Annotated in this window: 13 protein-coding genes; 7 read left to right on the top strand and 6 right to left on the bottom strand. The window is 65.1% G+C overall.

The window, feature by feature from the left end; translation table 11 throughout:
• Nucleotides 1–317: 317 nt before the first annotated feature.
• The 5 genes from BM348_RS14260 to BM348_RS14280 are packed head-to-tail and all read right to left on the bottom strand — an operon-like array spanning nt 318 to nt 7,582.
• Nucleotides 318–2,255: a molybdopterin oxidoreductase family protein gene (locus BM348_RS14260; protein ID WP_092905722.1), complete on the bottom strand. Its 1,938-nt coding sequence runs from the start codon at nt 2,253–2,255 to the stop codon at nt 318–320.
• 7 nt (nt 2,256–2,262) lie between these two features.
• Nucleotides 2,263–3,000: a DUF1641 domain-containing protein gene (locus tag BM348_RS14265; RefSeq protein ID WP_092905724.1), complete on the bottom strand. Its 738-nt coding sequence runs from the start codon at nt 2,998–3,000 to the stop codon at nt 2,263–2,265.
• Nucleotide 3,001: 1 nt separating this feature from the next.
• Complete coding sequence (gene fdhF, locus BM348_RS14270) at nt 3,002–5,272, bottom strand: formate dehydrogenase subunit alpha (protein ID WP_175507198.1); 2,271 nt, start codon at nt 5,270–5,272, stop codon at nt 3,002–3,004.
• Nucleotides 5,269–6,237: a 2Fe-2S iron-sulfur cluster-binding protein gene (locus BM348_RS22435; RefSeq protein WP_092905727.1), complete on the bottom strand. Its 969-nt coding sequence runs from the start codon at nt 6,235–6,237 to the stop codon at nt 5,269–5,271. The genes fdhF and BM348_RS22435 overlap by 4 nt, the downstream gene beginning before the upstream one ends.
• A gap of 4 nt (nt 6,238–6,241) precedes the next feature.
• Nucleotides 6,242–7,582, bottom strand: a complete 1,341-nt coding sequence (locus BM348_RS14280; RefSeq protein WP_245779466.1) for an NADH-ubiquinone oxidoreductase-F iron-sulfur binding region domain-containing protein — start codon at nt 7,580–7,582, stop codon at nt 6,242–6,244.
• A 483-nt stretch (nt 7,583–8,065) separates the two neighbouring features.
• Here BM348_RS14280 and BM348_RS14285 point away from each other — a divergent pair, with 483 nt between their 5' ends.
• Entirely contained in the window at nt 8,066–9,352 is a 1,287-nt protein-coding gene (locus BM348_RS14285; protein WP_092905731.1) for an L-lactate MFS transporter, read from the top strand.
• Between the two features lie 452 nt (nt 9,353–9,804).
• Here the strand turns inward: BM348_RS14285 and BM348_RS14290 are convergent, their stop codons facing one another.
• The gene (locus BM348_RS14290) at nt 9,805–11,136 is read right to left on the bottom strand and encodes a hemolysin family protein (RefSeq protein WP_092905733.1); all 1,332 of its coding nucleotides are present in this window, start codon (nt 11,134–11,136) and stop codon (nt 9,805–9,807) included.
• Nucleotides 11,137–11,382: 246 nt separating this feature from the next.
• On the opposite strand from BM348_RS14290, the gene BM348_RS14295 reads away from it, so the two are divergent.
• The 6 genes from BM348_RS14295 to BM348_RS14320 all read left to right on the top strand — a co-directional run bounded on the left by BM348_RS14295 (nt 11,383) and on the right by BM348_RS14320 (nt 18,249).
• Complete coding sequence (locus tag BM348_RS14295) at nt 11,383–11,985, top strand: CoxG family protein (RefSeq protein ID WP_092905735.1); 603 nt, start codon at nt 11,383–11,385, stop codon at nt 11,983–11,985.
• 99 nt (nt 11,986–12,084) lie between these two features.
• The gene (locus BM348_RS14300; RefSeq protein ID WP_092905737.1) at nt 12,085–12,579 is read left to right on the top strand and encodes a (2Fe-2S)-binding protein; all 495 of its coding nucleotides are present in this window, start codon (nt 12,085–12,087) and stop codon (nt 12,577–12,579) included.
• Between the two features lies 1 nt (nt 12,580).
• Nucleotides 12,581–14,959 carry a xanthine dehydrogenase family protein molybdopterin-binding subunit gene (locus tag BM348_RS14305; RefSeq protein WP_092905739.1) on the top strand — a complete coding sequence of 793 codons (2,379 nt, stop codon included), beginning with the start codon at nt 12,581–12,583 and terminating at the stop codon, nt 14,957–14,959.
• Nucleotides 14,959–15,843 carry an FAD binding domain-containing protein gene (locus BM348_RS14310; RefSeq protein WP_092905741.1) on the top strand — a complete coding sequence of 295 codons (885 nt, stop codon included), beginning with the start codon at nt 14,959–14,961 and terminating at the stop codon, nt 15,841–15,843. The genes BM348_RS14305 and BM348_RS14310 overlap by 1 nt, the downstream gene beginning before the upstream one ends.
• 136 nt (nt 15,844–15,979) lie before the next feature.
• On the top strand, nt 15,980–16,927 hold the full coding sequence (locus tag BM348_RS14315; protein WP_092906376.1) for an AAA family ATPase: 948 nt from the start codon (nt 15,980–15,982) through the stop codon (nt 16,925–16,927).
• A gap of 2 nt (nt 16,928–16,929) precedes the next feature.
• Nucleotides 16,930–18,249: a VWA domain-containing protein gene (locus tag BM348_RS14320; RefSeq protein ID WP_092905743.1), complete on the top strand. Its 1,320-nt coding sequence runs from the start codon at nt 16,930–16,932 to the stop codon at nt 18,247–18,249.
• The last annotated feature ends 53 nt before the right edge of the window (nt 18,250–18,302 follow it).

An 18,302-nucleotide genomic window follows, 5' to 3' on the forward strand; every position in this document is an offset into this window, starting at 1 on the left:
CGGATCCGCCAAACCGCTCGAGAGCCAGATTTTGGAACGCGCCAGCGGTATCGGATACCATCGTGATTTCGTTTCGAATAGTAGTAGGAAGCCTAACACAATGAAAGCTACATCAGTCGAAGGAGAACGTCTCACAATTCGACGGGTACGGGTGCTATCGACGTTCGCCGTCTGACCGTTCGTGGTTGGGAGCCCAGCAGTTCGAAACCGGCTCGGACCACCGAGTCAAATCACTCGCCGTCGATCCACGGCGTTCAGCTCGGACGCGGGCATACCCAAATCGGCCGCTTGCCCACCCAACTCGGACGCGAGACGGGTCACGCCGGGTCGACCGAGACAGTGGTTACGTCGCGGCGAAGGAACGGATCGGCGACCGCCGCGGGAACGTACAGCGTCCCCGCTCGAACGCTCTCGGCGAGCCGCGCGGTGACGCGGATCGAAACGTCGCCGCTCGAGACGACGACGGTCTCGTCGGCGTCGACCCCGATTTCGCGGGCGTCGGCCGGATTGATGCGGAGTTCACTCGATGTCTCCGCGTCGTGCGAGCCACTCGAGCGGCCGCCGGTCACCAACCAGAACCCGTCCGTCGAACCTCGCACAATCGGCGGCTGGGCCGATCCGAACTGGGCCCGTCCGTCCGGGGTCTCGAAGGTCTCGCGGTAGAGCGCGCCGGGGCTACCCGCCGGCCACCGCTCGCCCTCGAGTCCGAGGTCGTCGTAGCGAAGGCCGGCGTACGGCGGTGCGATTCGGCGGAGTTCGCCGAACGCCTCCGATACGTCTTCGTACTCGAACGCGCTCGGATTCTGTGTCAACTGACCGCCCAGTTCGGCGAGTATCCTGAAGTCCGACCGCGCTCGCGCTGGCGGCGTGGCGATGGGTGAGAGCCGCTGGACGCGCCGCTCGAGGTTCGTGAACGTCCCTGCCTTTTCGATGCCAGCGGCGGCCGGAAGCACGACGTCCGCGTGCTCGGTCGTCTCGTTGGCGGCCAGTTCGACGACGACGAGCGTCTCGAGCGCCCCCAGCCGTTCGCGAACCCACTCCGGGTCGCGCTTGGAAACGCCGGGGTTCTCGCCGACCACGAGCGCCCCGCGAACGTCGTTGCCGAACGACTCGAGGAGTTCCGTCGCCGTCTTTCCCGGCGTTGACGGCGGCTCGACGCCCCACTCCGAGGCGATTCGAGCGCGGGCTCGCGAATCGGTCACCGGTTGGTGACCGGGGAGCCGGTCGGGAACGCACCCGGCGTCCGTCGCCCCCTGTTCGTTGGCGAGCCCGCGCAGGACGTATAGACCGGCACCTCGACGCCCGAGGTTCCCCGTGAGCAAGAGCAGGTTGAGGAGCGCCCCAGAGGCGTTCGTCTCGCCGGCCGAGTTCTCGATACCGGTTCCGACGAGTCCGGCGACCCGGTCTGCAGCCGTTATCCGATCCGCGATCTCCTCGAGCGCACTCGACTCGACGCCCGCGGCCAGACGCGTTTCGTCGCGCTCGAGGTCGGTGATAGACGCTTCGAACTGTTCGAATCCCCGCGTCCGATTCTCGACGAACTCCCGGTCGATTCCCGCCCCGTCGTCGACGATTCGCGCGCTCAACAGATCGAATACCAGCGCGTCAGTCCCCGGTCGAGGAGTTAGATGGATATCGGCGAGTCGCGTCGTCCGGTTCCCGACGGGATCGACGTGAACGAGCGTCGCTCCGTCGGTGACCGCCGGCCTAACGAAGCTGTTGAACGCGATCGGCTGTCGTTCGGCGGGGTTGGCACCCGCGACGACGATCACGTCGGCGTCGGTGAGGTCCTCGAGACCGTTCGTCGTCGCCGGCCAGCCGACCCGCTCTGAGAGCGCTCGAGTGGTCGAGACGTGACAGAGCCGCGAGCGGTTATCGACGTTGTTCGTCCCGAGGATCCTCGCGAGTTTCTGGAGGAGGTAGTTCTCCTCGTTCGTACAGTGGGGCGCACCGAGAAACGCCAGCGCGTCGGGGCCGCGAGCCGCCAGTATCTCCTCGAACGATTCGGCGATCCGCTCGTAGGCGGTCGGCCACGAAACCGGCTGCAAGTCGCCGTTCTGGCGAATCAGCGGGTCCTCGAGTCGATCGTCCGGTGTCTCGAGTGCGCCGATTCCCTTCCGGCAGAGCCGACCGTTCGGATTGGCCGGCCCGACGACGCCGTTTGCGCGCACGCCGTTGGGCCCGGCTTGCAACCGACAGCCAACGCCACAGCGCGGACAGACGGTGTTCGGTTCGTTCGATTGGTGGTCGGGCACGGTGTTGCTATCGTCTTCGAAGGCGGCGCCCTTGTGCCTTCAAGATCGCGACGACGTACCCGAGTCCGGCGCGGACGTCTCGGTTCGTGAGCTGTTTCAAAAACTCGAGAACGCCCACGGGCTTTGCGTTTCGCTCCGCCTCACCGACGGCTCCGAGAAGGCTGTTCAGCCCCCTCGCGGTGTCGTCGTCGATCTCGAGGGTCGAGAGGGTCTCCCCGAGGGCGACGAGGTCCTCGAGGTGGCCGTCCCGCTGGAGGGCGAGAACGACATCCAGTGCCTCGACGATGTCGCTGCCGTCCGCCTCGAGCGTCGACGAGAGTTCCTCGACCTCCGCCGCGGAGAGCGAGTCGCCGAACCCGGTCGCGATCGTCGCGAAGTCCTCGAGGTGGCCCCCTCGCTGGAGGGCGAGGACGGTCTCGAGGGCGGCCGAGAGGTCGTCGGCGTTCTCGCCGAGATCCGTCGCCAGTTCGGCCGCCTCGTCGGTCGAGAGGCCGTCCGCAGCTTCGATGAGGTTCGCCGTCGAAGACGTTATCCGGTCGAGTTCGGCGTCGTCGGCGCTCGCGGCGATCAAAATTGCGGTCGTGAGCGCGTCGTCGAGTTCGTCGGTCCCCTCGACGAGTTCGGCGAGGTTCCCACCGTGGGCCTCGAGCGCCTCCTGCAGCGCCGCTTCTCCGCCGGTGTCGGGTTCCTCTTTGCGTGCAGCGTTCGTCGCCGAGTCGGGGTAGGAAGACTGTGGCTTTGCCATCTCAGTCGTCACCCGTGCTGGCTTCGAAGTCGGGGGTTCGAATCGGTTCGGACTCTCCCTCGTATGGGCTGATGTTGACGGCCGAGACTTTGAACTCCGGCGTCGCTGCGGCGGGGTCTAAGTGCTCCTCGTCGGTGAGCTGGTTCACAGCGCTCTCGGCGAAGTGGATCGGAACGAAGACGTTCTCCGGGCCGACCCGGTCGGTCACCTGCGCCGGCACGACGATCTCGCCGCGCCTGGATTCGACGGTCACCATGTCGCCGCCTTCGATGCCGTAGTTCGCGGCCGTGTCGGGGTGAATCTCGATGAAGTCACTCGGCATGTACTGCATGATTCCCTCCTCGCGGTGGGTCATCGTCCCCGTGTGGTACTGGTAGAGGACTCGGCCGGTGGTAAGCGTGAACGGATACTCGTCGTCGGGCGTTTCGGCCGGTTCGCTGTAGCCGATCCCCTGCAGGTTCGCCTTTCCGTCGTCGGTGTTGAACTCCTCCTCGTAGAGGCGTTCGGTGCCGGGGTGGTCCTCGTCCCAGCAGGGCCACTGGAGTCCGCCCTCGGCCTCGACGCGCTCGTGGGTCACGCCGCCGTACAGCGGCGTCAGGGAGTTTACCTCCTCCATGATCTCGGCCGTCGAGTCGTAGTTCCAGTCTCGCCCCATCCGGTTTGCAAGGTCCTGCAGGATCTTCCAGTCGGGACGGGAGTCGCCCTTGGGCTCCATCACTTGCTTGACCATCTGGACGGTGCGGTCCGTGTTCGTGAACGTCCCTGTCTTCTCGACGAACGAACACGCGGGGAGGACCACGTCTGCGTACTGGGCGGTCTCGTTGACGAAGAGGTCCTGAACGACGAGGAAGTCGAGATTCTCGAGGACCTCCTCGGCGTGATTGACGCCGGGTTCCGACACCGCCGCGTTCTCGCCGACGATGTACATCCCGCGGACGTCGTCGTCGTCGGCCGCGAGGAACATCTGGGTCGTGTAGTAGCCGTACTCCGGGGATATCTCGCAGTCCCAGGCGTCCTCGAACTTCGCGCGGATCTCGTCGTCGGCGATGTCCTGATAGCCGGGGAAGTTGTCCGGGAGCGGGCCCATGTCGCCGCCGCCGCCCTGGACGTTGTTCTGGCCGCGGAACGGCGAGACGCCCGCGCCGGGTTTGCCGAGGTTGCCGGTGATGGCGGCCAGGTTCCCCATCGCGATGACGTTCTCGGTCCCGTGGGAGTGTTCGGTGAGGCCGAGCGTCCAGCCGAAGACGCAACTGTCGGCCTCGGCGATGGTCTCCGCCGCGGAGACGATCTCCTCGTGGGGGACGCCGGTGACCTCCTCGACGCGCTCGGGCGTGAACTCCTGGACGGCCTCTCTGACGTCCTCGAAGCCCGTCGTTCGGTTCGCGACGAACTCCTCGTCGTAGAGGTCGTTTTCGATGATGTACCGGGTGATGCCGTTGATCCAGACAGCGTCGTAACCCGGTTTGACGCGGCTGTACTGAGTAGCGTACTCGGCGATCTGGACCTCTCGCGGGTCGAACACGACCAGATCGGCCCCGTCTCGGACGTTCTGTTTGATCCGGGTCGCGAGGACCGGATGCGCCTCCGTCGTGTTCGAGCCCGTGAGCAGGATGCAGTCTGCGAGCTCGAGGTCCTCGGTGCTGATCGACGCCGCGCCGTAGCCGTAGGTCTGGGCGAGCCCCGCCACCGTCGAGGAGTGACAGAGGCGGTTGCAGTTGTCGATGCTGTTCGTCTCGAGGACCTGCCGGGCGAACTTGCCCATCAGGTAGTTGTCCTCGTTGGTCGCCTTCGAGGAGGCGATCATCGACAGCGCCTCGCCGCCGTGTTCGTCCTTGATCGAGCCGAGTCCCTCGACCACCCGCGAGAGCGCCTCGTCCCACGTAGCTTCACGGAACTCGCCGTTCGCGTCGCGAACCAGCGGCGTCGTCAGCCGGTCGTCGGAGTTGATGAAGTCGTAGCCGAACTTGCCTTTCACGCACGTCGAGATGCCGTTGACCGGCGCGTCCTCCTCGTCGGTCGGGCGCGCAGCGAGGATCTCCTCGCCGTCGGAGTAGAGGTCGAACCGGCAGCCGACGGCGCAGTAGCCACAGGTCGTGTCGGCGACGTTCAGTTCCTCGAGTCGCTTGTCGCCGATCGACTGGGCGATCTCGAACAGCTTCCCCTCCGGGAGCGTTTCGGCGGCGACCCCCTCGGCGACGTGTTCGACGTTCTCGAGCGCCTGAGATTTCGCGCGTTCCATGTAGCCGGCGACGCCGTCTAAGTCGTCGCTCATGGCCAATCACCGTCGCGGTCGAACGCCCAGTCATCTGTGTCGTCGGTCCCGCGTGTGTCGTCGGCCCCACTCTCTGCGGAGGAAGCCGATTCACCGTTGGTCGTCTCTTCGGTCCGTTTTTTCGGGGTCATCGGCCCCTTGATCGCGCCGGAGTTCTCGTAGCTCTTGCCGACGCTGTTTTTCTGCGTGAAGCCGGGGAGGGGAATCGTCGTCGCGTCTTCGATCCCCTTCTCGACGAGCGAACCGGTCGGGCAGACGGTCGCACAGTGACCGCAGGAGACGCAGGTCGAGTCTTCCATCGTTTCGGCTCCGTTCTGGAAGCCGATGCGCGTGTCCTGGCCCGATCCCTCCATTCGAAGCACGCCTTCGACCTGCACGTCGTTGCAGGCCTCGACACAGCGGTTACAGAGGATGCACTTGTTGCGGTCGATCTGAATGAACGACGAGGAGTCGTCGAGCGGTTCGTACTCCTCGCGGTCGTCGAGGACGCCGTAGCGCGGTTCCTCGACCTCCTGTTCGATCGCGGCGTCCTGTAGCTCACAGCGGCCGTTCTTCCCGCAGGTCGTACACCGCAGGTTGTGATCCGACAGCACCAGATCGAGGTTGACATCGCGCGCCTGTGAGGCGTCCTCCGCGTCGGTTCGTATCGTAAGGCCGTCCTCGGCGGGGAAGCTACAGGCCGGAACGGTGCCGTGTTCGTCGGTTTCGACCATGCAGGTTCGACACTCGCTTCGCGGACCGATCCCCTCTCGCCCGTAGTGACAGAGCGCGGGGACGTACTCGTCGGTCTCGACCGCTTCGACGGCATCGATCAGCGTCGCCCCCGAGTCGACCGACACCTCGGTGCCGTCGACAGTGACCGTCGCGGGCGCGTCGCCGCCGACCGACGGATCGGTCGCGGTTCCCGGTGCGATTTCCTCTGTGAGCGGCGGTACGTCGACTGTTTCCTGGCGTTCTGAACTCATGTGATCATCCCTCCACGGGGTCGAGACAGCTGCCGGCCGGACACTGTCCCTCGGCGTGCGCTTCGAACTCCGATTCGAACTCCTCGAGTGCCGTCCGGGCCGGCCGGCCCGCCTGCACGCCGAACGAGCAGAGACTCGAGGTCGTCAGTACGTCGGTCAGTTCCTCGATTCCATCCGTATCGTACTCGCCTTCGTACACGTCTCGCAGGAGCCCGACGAGTTGTGTCGTGCCCTCGCGACACGGGACGCACCGTCCGCAGTTTTCCTCGGCGGCATACTGCGTTCGCTGACCGACGAACTCGACGACACAGTGGTCGTCGGTGAGCAAGTGAACGACTCCCTCGGTGCCGAGGTCGGCGGCCGACAGCGCGTCCGGTCCGACGCCCACGTCCAGATCGCTCGTAATGCCGCCGAACGTCCCGCCCACGGCGGCCGCCTTGAACGTCCCAGAAACGTCGACGGCGTCGACGGCGGTCTCGAGCGTCTCCGTCTCCGGAACTTCGACCGTCGCGGTGGGCGTATCGTCGCTCGTCACTGTCACTAGGCGCGTTTGCGGGACGGATCCCGTCCTGAGTGCCACCGCGAGGTGGGCGACCGTTCGCGGGGTGTGAACGAGCGTCGGCTGGCCGAAGAGTCCGACCTCGTCGAGGCCCGGCGGTCGAATCCGAGCCTCGAGTCGGTGGTTGCCTTCGATCGCTTCGATCGCCATCGACGGCTCGGCCGCCCGGTACGCTGCGGGACCTGTAGCGACGTCGATATCGATCGGCGCGTCCGGATAGTTTTCGATCGCCTCGCGAACCCCCTCCACGGCGCGGTCGTCGTCGGCGGACGCGTAGACGACGATCCGTTCGGCGTCGACGGTGCGAGCGAGCGCAACAGCCCCCTCGAGCACGTCGAAGGGGGCGCTCGAGAGCAGGAGGGCGTCCGCGGGGTTCCCGTGGGCGTTGACGACCACGGCTTTGTCGCCGTCGCCGGACCGGACGGACCGCCACGTCTCGCCCACCGGGTCGTCGTGACAGATGTCGCCCCAGCCTCGCCCGCGGAGGGTCGCTCCCGTCTCCAGTACCGTCTCCGGACTCGAGTCGACGAACCCTCCCGCAGCCTCGTGGTCGGCCGGGTCGGTCGGCCGACGCCAGCCGCAGGCACCGAGGACCTCCCGGTCGCCAGCACGAAGGCCCGGTAGCTGCGCGGTCGGCAGACTCGAGGGATTCTGCTCGTGCTCGACCACGGCGTCCGGTTCCGCCGACACGACGTCGCCGGTTTCGTCGACGCTCGAGACGACCGCCTCGAGCCGTTCGACCGAACACTGTTCGTAGAAGGCAGTGGTTCCCGCACGCGTAGCCACAAGGAGAGGTTCCAGAGCCGCTATCCCCGTCGATCCGACGCTCACGACTGTACTGTCGGTTTCTGAAACCGAACGCAAAAGATCCTGATCCGGGTCAGAACCGGAAATCCGAATTACCGGTCCGTTACCTGATATGATAGCAGTCATTTGATGCCGTCTTTTTGAGTAACGGCGACGCATTATCATAAATTAATGGGGTAGGACACATCTGCAATAACTGAAGCTATACTGGTAATATCACTTACAACTGAAGCTATATTAGTAATATCACTGTCTAGTTGAGCCAGTGTGAGGAACGAGCAGGTTATTGAACTCCTTATTTAAAAATGTTGCCAGACCTGCTTAGCGATGGAATGACGCCGATCGAGGAGGTGCAGAACTAGACAGTGTGCTGGTAATAGCCGGTACAAATGAAGTTTTGGGAATAGGGTATTTGTGCAATGGATGGTGTCATTTATTCTACCTCGTTTTCCATAATGATTGATGACACCAATAACAGCCAACAAGAATCGATGGCTGATCGCAGCGTCCGCGATCGCGATCCACCTGTCGATCGGGAGCATATACGCGTACAGCATCTATCAAAACCCGCTGAACGAGACGCAGGGCTGGAGCACCTCGAGCGTGACGCTCGCGTTCTCGATCGCGATCTTCGTGCTCGGGCTGACCGCCGCCTTCCTCGGTAAATACGTCGAGAAGTACGGGCCTCGAGCGGCCGGATTGGCGGCGGCAGTCCTGTACGGTCTCGGAATGATCGGCTCGGGGCTCAGCATACGGCTCGGGAGCCTCCCTCTGTTCCTTTTCACCTTCGGCGTCGTCGGCGGGATGGGACTGGGGATCGGATACATCTCCCCCATCGGGACGCTCGTCGAGTGGTTCCCGGATCGGCGCGGAATGGCGACCGGACTCGCGGTCATGGGCTTCGGGGCGGGTGCGCTGGTGACCGGCCCGCTCGGGAATTTTCTGATACAGAACGCCGGCGTCGCGACGACGTTTTTCGTCCTGGGCGGGCTGTACTTCGTCCTGATGTCGCTCGGCGCGAGCTACCTCGCCAAACCGCCGGACGGGTGGCTTCCCGAGGGGATGGAAGACGAGGAGAACGCACACGAGAAGGCAAAGAGCGCGCTCTCGGGTCTCGACAGTCTCACAGCAGCGCAGGCGCGAACGACGCCGCGCTTCTGGATGGTGTGGCTCATCGTCTTCATCAACGTCTCCGCGGGGATCATGCTGCTGGCCTACGCGTCGCCGATGCTCCAGCAGATCGGCGGCGCGACCGCAACGACCGCCGCGTTCATCACCGGCTACATCGGGATCTTCAACGGCGGCGGTCGGATCGCCTGGTCGACGCTCTCCGACTACATCGGTCGGACGAACACCTACGGCGCGTTCATGGTCATCCAGATAGCGGCTTTCTTCGCCATGCCCCAGCTTACGGGCGTCTGGATGCTTGCGGTGACCATCTTCGTCGTCATCACGTGTTACGGCGGCGGGTTCGCCTGCCTCCCGGCGTACCTCAGCGACCTCTTCGGAACGGCGGAGGTGAGCGCGATCCACGGCTACGCCCTCACCGCGTGGGGCGTCGCGGGCGTCGTCGGCCCACAGGTCGCCTCGCTCGTCCTCGAGTCGACCGGCACCTACACGAACGCGCTCTACGTCATGAACGGGGCGCTCGTCGTCGGATTGATCACGGTCCTTGCCCTTCGGTGGCGGATCGGACGGCTCAAAGAGAGCAGCGATGCCTCCGTCGGTGCCACTGCGTCGACTGACTGACGGCGATTGCCACCTGGGGAAGCGGATCGGCCTCGAGTCGTGTTCGAAAACAGCGTGCCGGCGAGGCCGCACACACTGTCGATTCGCGATCGCGCTGGTGATCGCGTACGGCCGCGATCTTCGGTCCGGTGATCCCGACGACCGCGAGAAGCCGGAGGAACGCCCCCCGCCAGCTACCTGATGGGTTCTGGACAGCTCGATATACTTCACTCCCGGCTCGAATCGCCAGTGTGGCCCGGACAATGAGTCAGCGGTGCCGTTCGCCGCATCTTGACTGTCTATAGCCCGTCTTCTCGATGTGTGCGTCCCACAACATCAAGCAATCTCTGAACCCGTGAAATCAAGCTACGTCTAGCGATTCACCACGGCTGTTCCTGTAAATATCACTTCGTGTGGTGTCCAAAGTCAAGCAAAGCGAAGCTTTGCGTACATCGTGGGATCGGAGATCCTGCTCAATCCACCGCTGGATCATCGGGATCCTTTTCATGGACCCATACCGTCGAAATTCGGGTTCCCTCGACGCTCGTCACTTCAATGACGTGACCGTCGACCTCGACGCGGTCGCCAGGTTCTGGCGCGCGGTTGAGTTGCCCGAGCACTAGTCCACCGATCGTTTCGACCTCCTCGCTTTCGAAGTTCCCAGCCAAAGCATCGGTAACGTTCGACAATTGGACTCCTCCGTCAATGTCGTACCCCTCATCGTCACGCTGGCGTATCGAGGGTTCGCGCTCATCGAGATCGAACCCGTCCCGCAGGTCTCCGACGAGAGCCTCGACGATATCTTCAACTGTCGCAATCCCCTCGAGTGCTCCCCACTCGTCGATGACTGCGGCCATCTGCTGGCGATCCTCCCTGAATTGTATCAGGAGATCGCTAATTGCCATCGTCTCCGGGACGACGGCAATCTCACGGGTAATGTCACCGACTGTCTCGGCATCCCCACTGTCCACCTCTGCTCGCAACACATCCTTTACATCTACGAATCCAATCACTTGGTCACCGTCGTTCGCATCAAGAACCGGATAGCGCGTGTGTCCGGCCTCTAAGACGATCGAATGAAGCTCGGATAGTGTGGCATCCGCTGGAACGCTCACAACGTCCGGTCGTGGGACCATGACCTCCCGCACCACGGTGTCGTCAAGATCGAAGACGCGCTCGATCATCGTCACTTCTGCCACGTCAATGTCTCCGCCCTCGCCGGATCGGGTTAGTACCCGAAGGAGCTCCCGCTCACCGAGCGTCTCATCCGTTTCGGAAGCGGGTGGCACACCGAGCGATCGCGTGAAGGCGTTGGCCGCCCCGTTGAAGACGACGATTCCCGGATAGAGTATGTAATAGAAGGCCTTCATGGGCGGGGCGAGGAACAGCGAGAGTCGCTCGGTCTTGGCAATTGCGAGGGTCTTCGGTGCGAGTTCACCGAAGACGACGTGGAGAAACGTGATGATACTAAATCCGATTGCGAACGCGACGAGATGGATGATATTCGGAGGAAGAGCCGGTTCCAGTATGGGCTCGATGAGCGCTGCCACTGCGGGTTCGCCGACCCATCCCAATCCGAGTGAGGCGATGGTGATACCGAGTTGCGTCGTGGCGAGATAGTTGTCGAGATTCGTCATCACTTCCTGGAGCGTCCCCGAGCCGGGCCGTCCCTCCTCTGCGAGCTGATCGACCGACGTCCCGCGAATTCGAACGAAGGCGAACTCCGCAGCGACAAAAAAGCCGTTTAATACCACGAGAATCAGCGCTAAGACGAGTTGTGCCACCGAGAGCGCAACGTCTACCATCGGCGCTCCCGCAAAGTACCAGCGTTCGATTGGAGTGTGTCCATATCTACACATCTCGTCCCGTTCACTAAAACCCTCTAACGAGAGGATTCCAACAGGACCTCCGCAATCAACTTTTGTACTGGTATCCGTTCCTCGTCCCGCCACTAGGGTTTATTATGTAAGCGGTCCCATCTTTGTTCACAGTAGGATGGTAACATTTGCCACGTTAATAAGAGCCACTAGCCGGATCGGGGTGCACTGATCGTGGAGTTCGACGGGACGTTCACCATCGAGGACGTGTCGATGGAGGAGGTGTGGCTGGCGCTCTCGGACCCGGTACTGATCAAGCAGTGCCTTCCGGGGTGTCAGTTCATGACTCGAGTCGAAGACCCGGACGACGTCGACTTCGAGGCGCGTCGGGAGAGCGAACCCGACGACGATCCGGCGACGCTGCCGGAGGCCGACCTCGAGGACATCTCGGAACGAGCCTTCGAGGAGGGGGCCCACTACGCGGCGTTGCTCCAGCTCAGCGTCGGGAGCGTCAAACCGAGCTTCCAGACGGTCGTCACGATCGACGAACGCGAGTTCCCGGTGATGAACGCCTCGGGCGAGGGGAGCGCGAGCGACTCCTCGTTCGAGATGGCCTCGGGGATGACCCTCGTCGAGACCGACGAGGGCGTCGACATCGAGTGGCACGCCGAAGCCGACGTGTTCGGCACGATCGCACAGATGGGACAGCGCGTCATCAGTCCGGTCGCGAACAGAGTCGTCAACCGGTTCTTCAGCAACGTCGAGGATCGGCTGACTGAAGTCGCCGACGAAAACGACGGCGGCGGTATTCGCGACCGAATTCAGGATCTACTATAGCACCATGAACACGCCAGACTCGCACAGCCCGGCCGTCCGGCCGAAACACCGACTCCGTCGCTTCTCGCCGACTCGTCGCCACACCGGTCACACCCAGGTATGGCAGCACACGACATCACACTCACGGTAAACGGGACAGAACACGAACTCACAGTACAGTCGCGGGAGTTGCTGGTCCACGCACTCCGGGACCAACTCGAGTACACCGGCCCGAACGTCGGCTGCGAGAGCACCACGTGCGGGGCCTGTACCGTCCACATCGACGGCAAAGCCGCCAAATCCTGTACGGTCCTGGCGGTTCAGGCCGACGAACAGGAGATCACGACCGTCGAGGGGCTCGCCGAGGACGGCGAGTTCCACCCCATTCAGGAGGGGTTTCAGGAGGAACACGGCCTGCAGTGTGGCTACTGCACGCCCGGTATGATGATGACCGCCACCCAGTTGCTCGCGGAGAACCCCGATCCCGACGAGGACGAGATCCGCGAGGCGCTCGAAGGGAACCTCTGTCGGTGCACCGGCTACCAGAACATCGTCAACGCGGTCGAAAACGCCGCGGAGCAGATGGACGGCGCGACCGCGCGGGGGGACGATTGAGATGAGCGTCGAATCCGTCGATCCCGACGAGGTCGACGCCGCCGACATCCTCGGCTCGGCCATCGAGCGCCGCGAGGACCCCGCCCTACTGACCGGCGACGCGGAGTACACCGACGACATTCAGCTGCCGCAGATGGCCCACATGGTGGTCAAGCGGAGCCAACACGCCCACGCTGCTATCAACGACGTCGATACCGCCGCCGCCGAGGAGATGGACGAGGTCGTCGCGGTCTTCACCGCCGAGGACATCGACGTCCCCGGGAACCTCCCGGTCGGGTGGCTGCTCGACACCCTAGAGCAGGTCGACCACCCGATTCTCGCGCGGGATCGAGTTCGCTATCAGGGCGACGCCATCGCCGTCGTCGTCGCCGAGGAGCGCTACGCCGCCCACGACGCCGTCGACGCCATCGACGTCGACTACGAGCGCCGCGAGGCGGTTACCAGTCCTCGAGCGGCCCTGAACGGCGCGGCCGACCTCCACGACGACGCGCCGGGAAACACCGCCTTCGAGTGGGAAATCGGCGACGAAACGAAGACGGAGCAGGCCTTCGCCGACGCGAGTCACACCGCGAGCGTCGACCTCGAGAATCAGCTGTTGATTCCGAACGCGATGGAGCCACGCGGTGCCGTCGCGGACTACAACCCGTCGACAGAGGAACTCGAGGTCGCGATGACCACCCAGAATCCACACTTACACCGCCTGCTCATGTCGGGGGTCATCGACCACCCCGAACACAAACTGCAGATCCGCGCGCCGGACGTCGGCGGCGGGTTCGGGAGCAAGATCCACCACTACGCGGACGAGGCGCTGGCGGCGTGGACGGCGAAGCAACTCGAGCGCCCGGTGAAGTGGATCGCGACGCGCTCGGAGACCTACCTGACCGACGCACAGGGTCGGGGCCACGAAACGCACGGCGAGATCGCGATGGACGACGACGGGGACATCGTCGGGCTGAAAATCGAGACGGACGCGAACCTCGGCGCGTACCTGTCGACGTTCGCCCCGGCGGTTCCGACCTACCTCTACGGTACCCTCCTGTCGGGCCAGTACGACATCCCGGCGATCCACTGCGAGGTCACTGGCGCGTTCACGAACGTCCCGCCGGTCGACGCCTACCGCGGCGCGGGACGGCCCGAGGCGTCCTACGTCGTCGAACGGCTGATCGACCTCGCCGCAAGCGAGATGGAGATGGACCCGGCCGAGTTCCGACGACAGAACTTCGTCCCCGACGACGCGTTTCCCTACGAGACGCAGGTCGCGGTCGTCTACGACAGCGGCGACTACGAGAAGACACTCGATCGGGCCCTCGAGATGCTCGACTACGAGGACTTCCGCGAACGCCAGGCCGAGGCTCGCGAGGACGGCAAGTATCTCGGCGTCGGCTTCTCGGCGTACATCGAGGCCTGCGGGCTCGCACCGTCGGAACTGGCCGGCCAACTCGGCGCGCAGGCGGGCCTGTGGGAATCGTCGCTGGTGCGCTTTCACCCGTCCGGAACCGTCACCGCGTTCTGTGGCACGTCGGGCCACGGCCAGGGCCACGACACCACCTACGCGCAGATCGTCGCCAACGAACTCGGCATCGAGTACGACGACGTGGACGTCGTCGAGGGCGACACCGACGAGATTCCACACGGCATGGGAACCTACGGCTCCCGGTCGGCCGCGGTCGGCGGGAGTTCGCTCGTCAAGAGCGCCCGGAAGGTCGTCGAGAAGGCGAAATCCATCGCTGCTCACCAGCTCGAGGCCGACGAGGACGACCTCGAGTTCGAAGCCGGTGAGTTCCGCGTCGCCGGGGCGCCCGACCGATCCATGCACATTCAGGAGATCGCCCAGCAGGCCTACCTCGCCCACGACATGCCCGGAGAGATGGAGCCGGGGCTCGAGGCGACCAGCTTCTACGACCCCGACAACTTCGTGTTCCCGTTCGGGATGCACGCCGCTGTCGTCGAAGTCGATCCGGACACCGGCGAGCTCGAGTTCGAGCGGTACGTCGCCGTCGACGACGTGGGCAATCAGATCAACCCGAAGATCGTCGAGGGACAGATCCACGGCGGCGTCGCTCAGGGTATCGGGCAGGCCCTCTATGAGGGTGCGGAGTACGACGACAACGGGCAGCTGCTGACCGGTTCGATGCAGGACTACGCCGTTCCGAAAGCCGAGCACATCCCGGAGATGGAGACCGATTCCACGGTGACGCCGTCGCCGCACAATCCGCTGGGCGTCAAAGGCGTCGGCGAGGCCGGCACGATCGCCGCACCCCAGGCCGTCGTCAACGCCGTCGTCGACGCGCTGGAACCGTTCGGCGTCGATCACATCGACATGCCGTTGAAAGACGAGAAGATCTGGCGGGCCGTCCACGAAAACGGAGGTGAGGAGTGATGTTCCCGGACGAGTTCGACTACCACCGCGCGGAGAGCGTCGACGACGCGCTTGATCTGCTGGCGGAGTACCCCGACGCGGAGGTCCTCGCGGGCGGTCACAGCCTGCTCCCGACGATGAAAAACGGGCTCGCGAAGCCCGACGTCGTCGTCGACATCGGCCACATCGAGTCAATGCAGGGAATCGACAGAAACGGCGATGCGACGAGCATCGGCGCGTTGACGACCTACGCCGAGATCGACGACGACGAGGAGCTCTGGGCGGACGCGACGGTGCTAACGGAGGCCGCGAGCGAGATCGGCGACACGCAGGTCCGCAACCGCGGGACGATCGGCGGCAACCTCGCCCACTCGGACCCGGCGTCAGATCTGCCGGGCGCGGCCATCGCGAGCGACCTGACGCTAGTCGTCGAGGGGCCAGACGGGGAGCGCCGGATCGACGCCGACGAGTTCTTCGTCGCGATGTACATGACCGACCTCGCGGAGGACGAACTCCTCACCCGAATCGAGGTGCCCCGTGGCGACGGCGCGACGAGCGGCGCGTACGTGAAAAAGCCCAGTCCGTCGTCGGGGTACGCGCTCGTCGGCGTCGCCGCCCAGGTGCAGGTCGACGACGGGACGGTCACGACCGCCCGCATCGGTGCCAACGGGGTGATGGACCACGCAGTCCGCCTCGAGCCCGTCGAAGACGCGATCGAGGGCGAGCGCCTGAGCGACGACGCCGTCTCGGCGGCGGCCGAACGCGCCGCCGACGATCTCGAGGAAGCGATGATGATGGACGACCTTCAGGCGTCGTCGGAGTTCCGCTCGCACCTCCTCGAAACGTACACGAAGCGGGCGCTCGAGCGGGCCGCAGAGCGCGCCGACGCGACCGTCACAGCGTGATCCCCAGCGCGCGGTTCGGAGGGGTGGTCCGTTCGAAACCGTCGGAAGGGGCGCCAGATCCGGAGGCTGCGGCGGATCGGCGCTTTCGCCACCAGCCTCGACATCGGCGTGAGCGGTCGCACGAGAGGTGGGAGACGTGAGCGACGATACTGGTTTCGAAGCGGAGAGCGACAGCGACGGCTTCGGCGACGTGACCGAGGCCGAGCTTCGAGCGGCCTTCGAATCGACGGAGTACGTCGCCGAAGACGACATCGTGACGACGGTCCTGCTTTCGCTCCGACTCGGTCGCCCGCTGCTCGTCGAGGGCGATCCCGGCGCGGGCAAGACCGAACTCGCGAAAGTGCTCGCGGACGGGTTCCACACCGACCTCATACGGCTGCAGTGTTACGAGGGCCTAGCCGCTGAGAACGCGCTCTACGAGTGGAACTACACGAAGCAGTTACTCGCTGTGCAGGCCGACGAGGCCGGCGTCGACGGGAGTTCGTCGGTGTTCACCGAGGAGTACCTGTTGGAACGCCCGCTGTTACAGGCGCTCTCGAGCGAGGGCGAGCGTCCCCCGGTCTTGCTCATCGACGAGGTCGACAGAGCCGACGAGGAGTTCGAAGCGCTGTTGCTCGAGGTGCTGTCTGACTTTCAGGTGTCGATCCCCGAACTGGGGACCGTACAGGCGACGACGCCGCCTATCGTCGTCATCACCTCGAACCGCACGCGGGGGTTGAGCGACGCGCTGAAACGGCGCTGTCTGTACCTGCACCTCGAGCCGCCGGACTTCGAGAAGGAGCGGGCGATCGTCGAGCGGAAAGTCCCCGAACTGGACGGCGCCGTCGCGACGGAGCTGTGTGCGATTACCCAGCGACTTCGGGAGGAGCCGTTCCGCAAACAGCCGGGCGTCGCGGAGACGCTCGACTGGGCGCGGGCGGTCGCGCAACTACGGGCCGAAGACGGTGACGAACCGCTCTCGACGGTCGACATCGAGCGGACGATCGGCTGCCTGCTGAAAGAGGTCGCGGATGTTCAGCGGGTCGACGAAGGGTTGCTCGAGGCGCTCGCCGAGGCTGCCCGAACTGCGCGGGCCGAAGAGTGACTATGTATGAGAACGGCGATCACGACAACATCCCGGACATCGCCGGCGTTCGAGACGAAGTGGTAGACGCGCTCGTGACGTTCGCCCGCACGCTCAGGCGAGCGGGCGTCGAGGTCTCCGCGAACGCCGCCGTGGTCGGCGCGCGGGCGCTGGTCACCGTCGGCTTCGACGACGAGGCCCGGGCCCGCGCGGCGCTTCGAGCGGCGATCGTCACCCGCCAGGGCGACGTCGAGACCTTCGATCGCATGTTCTCGGAGTTCTGGCGGCGGCTCGACGCGTCGCTGCAGACCGACGAGGGTGGGGCGGGCGGCGCGAGGGGAATCGACGACGATCTCGACGGCGCGCTCGCCCCGCTCGCCGAAGCGAGCGGGACGCCGGCCGAGATCGAACTCGAGGACGAAACGGAATCGTCGGACGAGCGGGCGAGCGGGAGAGACACCGCGCTCGTCTCGAGCGCGCTCGCCGCCGGTCCGGCCGACGAGGGGAACGGCGAGGCGGCGGCGGCGACCTACAGCCCCGCCGGGCGGCCGGAGACGGTGACGGTCGAGGGGAGCGGACTCCGCGAGGAAGATTCGACGCTCGAGGACGCCGTCGACCGACTGGTGGGAGCGCTCGCGACCCTGCGCGGTCGACGGTGGGAGCGAGGCCAGCGGGGTCGGCGTCCGGACGCGCGACGCGCCCTCCGTCGGAGCGTCGCGACCGGCGGGGCGATCGCCTCGATGCCCGGGCGAACGCGCCGGGAGCGGGGAGTGCGCGTGCTCGCCCTCGTCGACGTCTCCCGATCGGTGTTGGACGCGGTCGACCGGGCGTTCCTCCTGCGATTCCTCCGGACGCTCGCGTCGCGGGTCCGGCAGGACCGGGTGTTCTTCTTCGACAGCGAGATCCGCGACGTGACGGCCGCGTTCGACGCGCCGACGGTCGCCGACGCCCTCGCCGAACTCGAGCGCTCCGAAACCAGTTGGGGTGGCGGGACCCGCATCGGCCACGCCGTGGGAACGATACGGACCGATCACCGCGACGCCGTCGATCGGCGGACGGTCGTGTTCGTCGTGAGCGACGGCCTCGAGACGGGCGACGTGGGCGACCTCGAGCGCGACGCGGCGTGGCTCTCGGCCCAGGCTCGAGCGGTCCTGTGGCTGAACCCGCTGGCTGCCAGCCCGGCCTACGAGCCGGCGGCGGCGGGAATGGCGGCTGCGCTTCCGTTCGTCGACGGCCTCTTCGCGTTCACCGACGCGGACGACGTCGCGGAACTGGCGCGACAACTCGATCAGTACGACGCTGGGAGCCCCATCGGGTACAGATACGATCCGCGGCGGCCGTGATTCCGGTGAAGACGAGCGATCACTCGAGCGCCTCGAGGCGACGCTGTCACGCT

The sequence above is a fragment of the Halostagnicola kamekurae genome, from assembly GCF_900116205.1.
Classification (GTDB): Archaea; Halobacteriota; Halobacteria; order Halobacteriales; family Natrialbaceae; genus Halostagnicola; species Halostagnicola kamekurae.

What these genes read in the sequence shown, in the direction of transcription:
- BM348_RS14265 (WP_092905724.1), bottom strand. Translation starts at nt 3,000, where the DNA reads ATGGCAAAGCCACAGTCTTCCTACCCCGACTCGGCGACGAACGCTGCA.
- BM348_RS14310 (WP_092905741.1), top strand. Translation starts at nt 14,959, where the DNA reads ATGTTCCCGGACGAGTTCGACTACCACCGCGCGGAGAGCGTCGACGAC.
- BM348_RS14290 (WP_092905733.1), bottom strand. Translation starts at nt 11,136, where the DNA reads ATGGTAGACGTTGCGCTCTCGGTGGCACAACTCGTCTTAGCGCTGATT.
- BM348_RS22435 (WP_092905727.1), bottom strand. Translation starts at nt 6,237, where the DNA reads ATGAGTTCAGAACGCCAGGAAACAGTCGACGTACCGCCGCTCACAGAG.
- BM348_RS14320 (WP_092905743.1), top strand. Translation starts at nt 16,930, where the DNA reads ATGTATGAGAACGGCGATCACGACAACATCCCGGACATCGCCGGCGTT.
- BM348_RS14285 (WP_092905731.1), top strand. Translation starts at nt 8,066, where the DNA reads ATGACACCAATAACAGCCAACAAGAATCGATGGCTGATCGCAGCGTCC.
- BM348_RS14300 (WP_092905737.1), top strand. Translation starts at nt 12,085, where the DNA reads ATGGCAGCACACGACATCACACTCACGGTAAACGGGACAGAACACGAA.
- fdhF (WP_175507198.1), bottom strand. Translation starts at nt 5,272, where the DNA reads ATGAGCGACGACTTAGACGGCGTCGCCGGCTACATGGAACGCGCGAAA.
- BM348_RS14305 (WP_092905739.1), top strand. Translation starts at nt 12,581, where the DNA reads ATGAGCGTCGAATCCGTCGATCCCGACGAGGTCGACGCCGCCGACATC.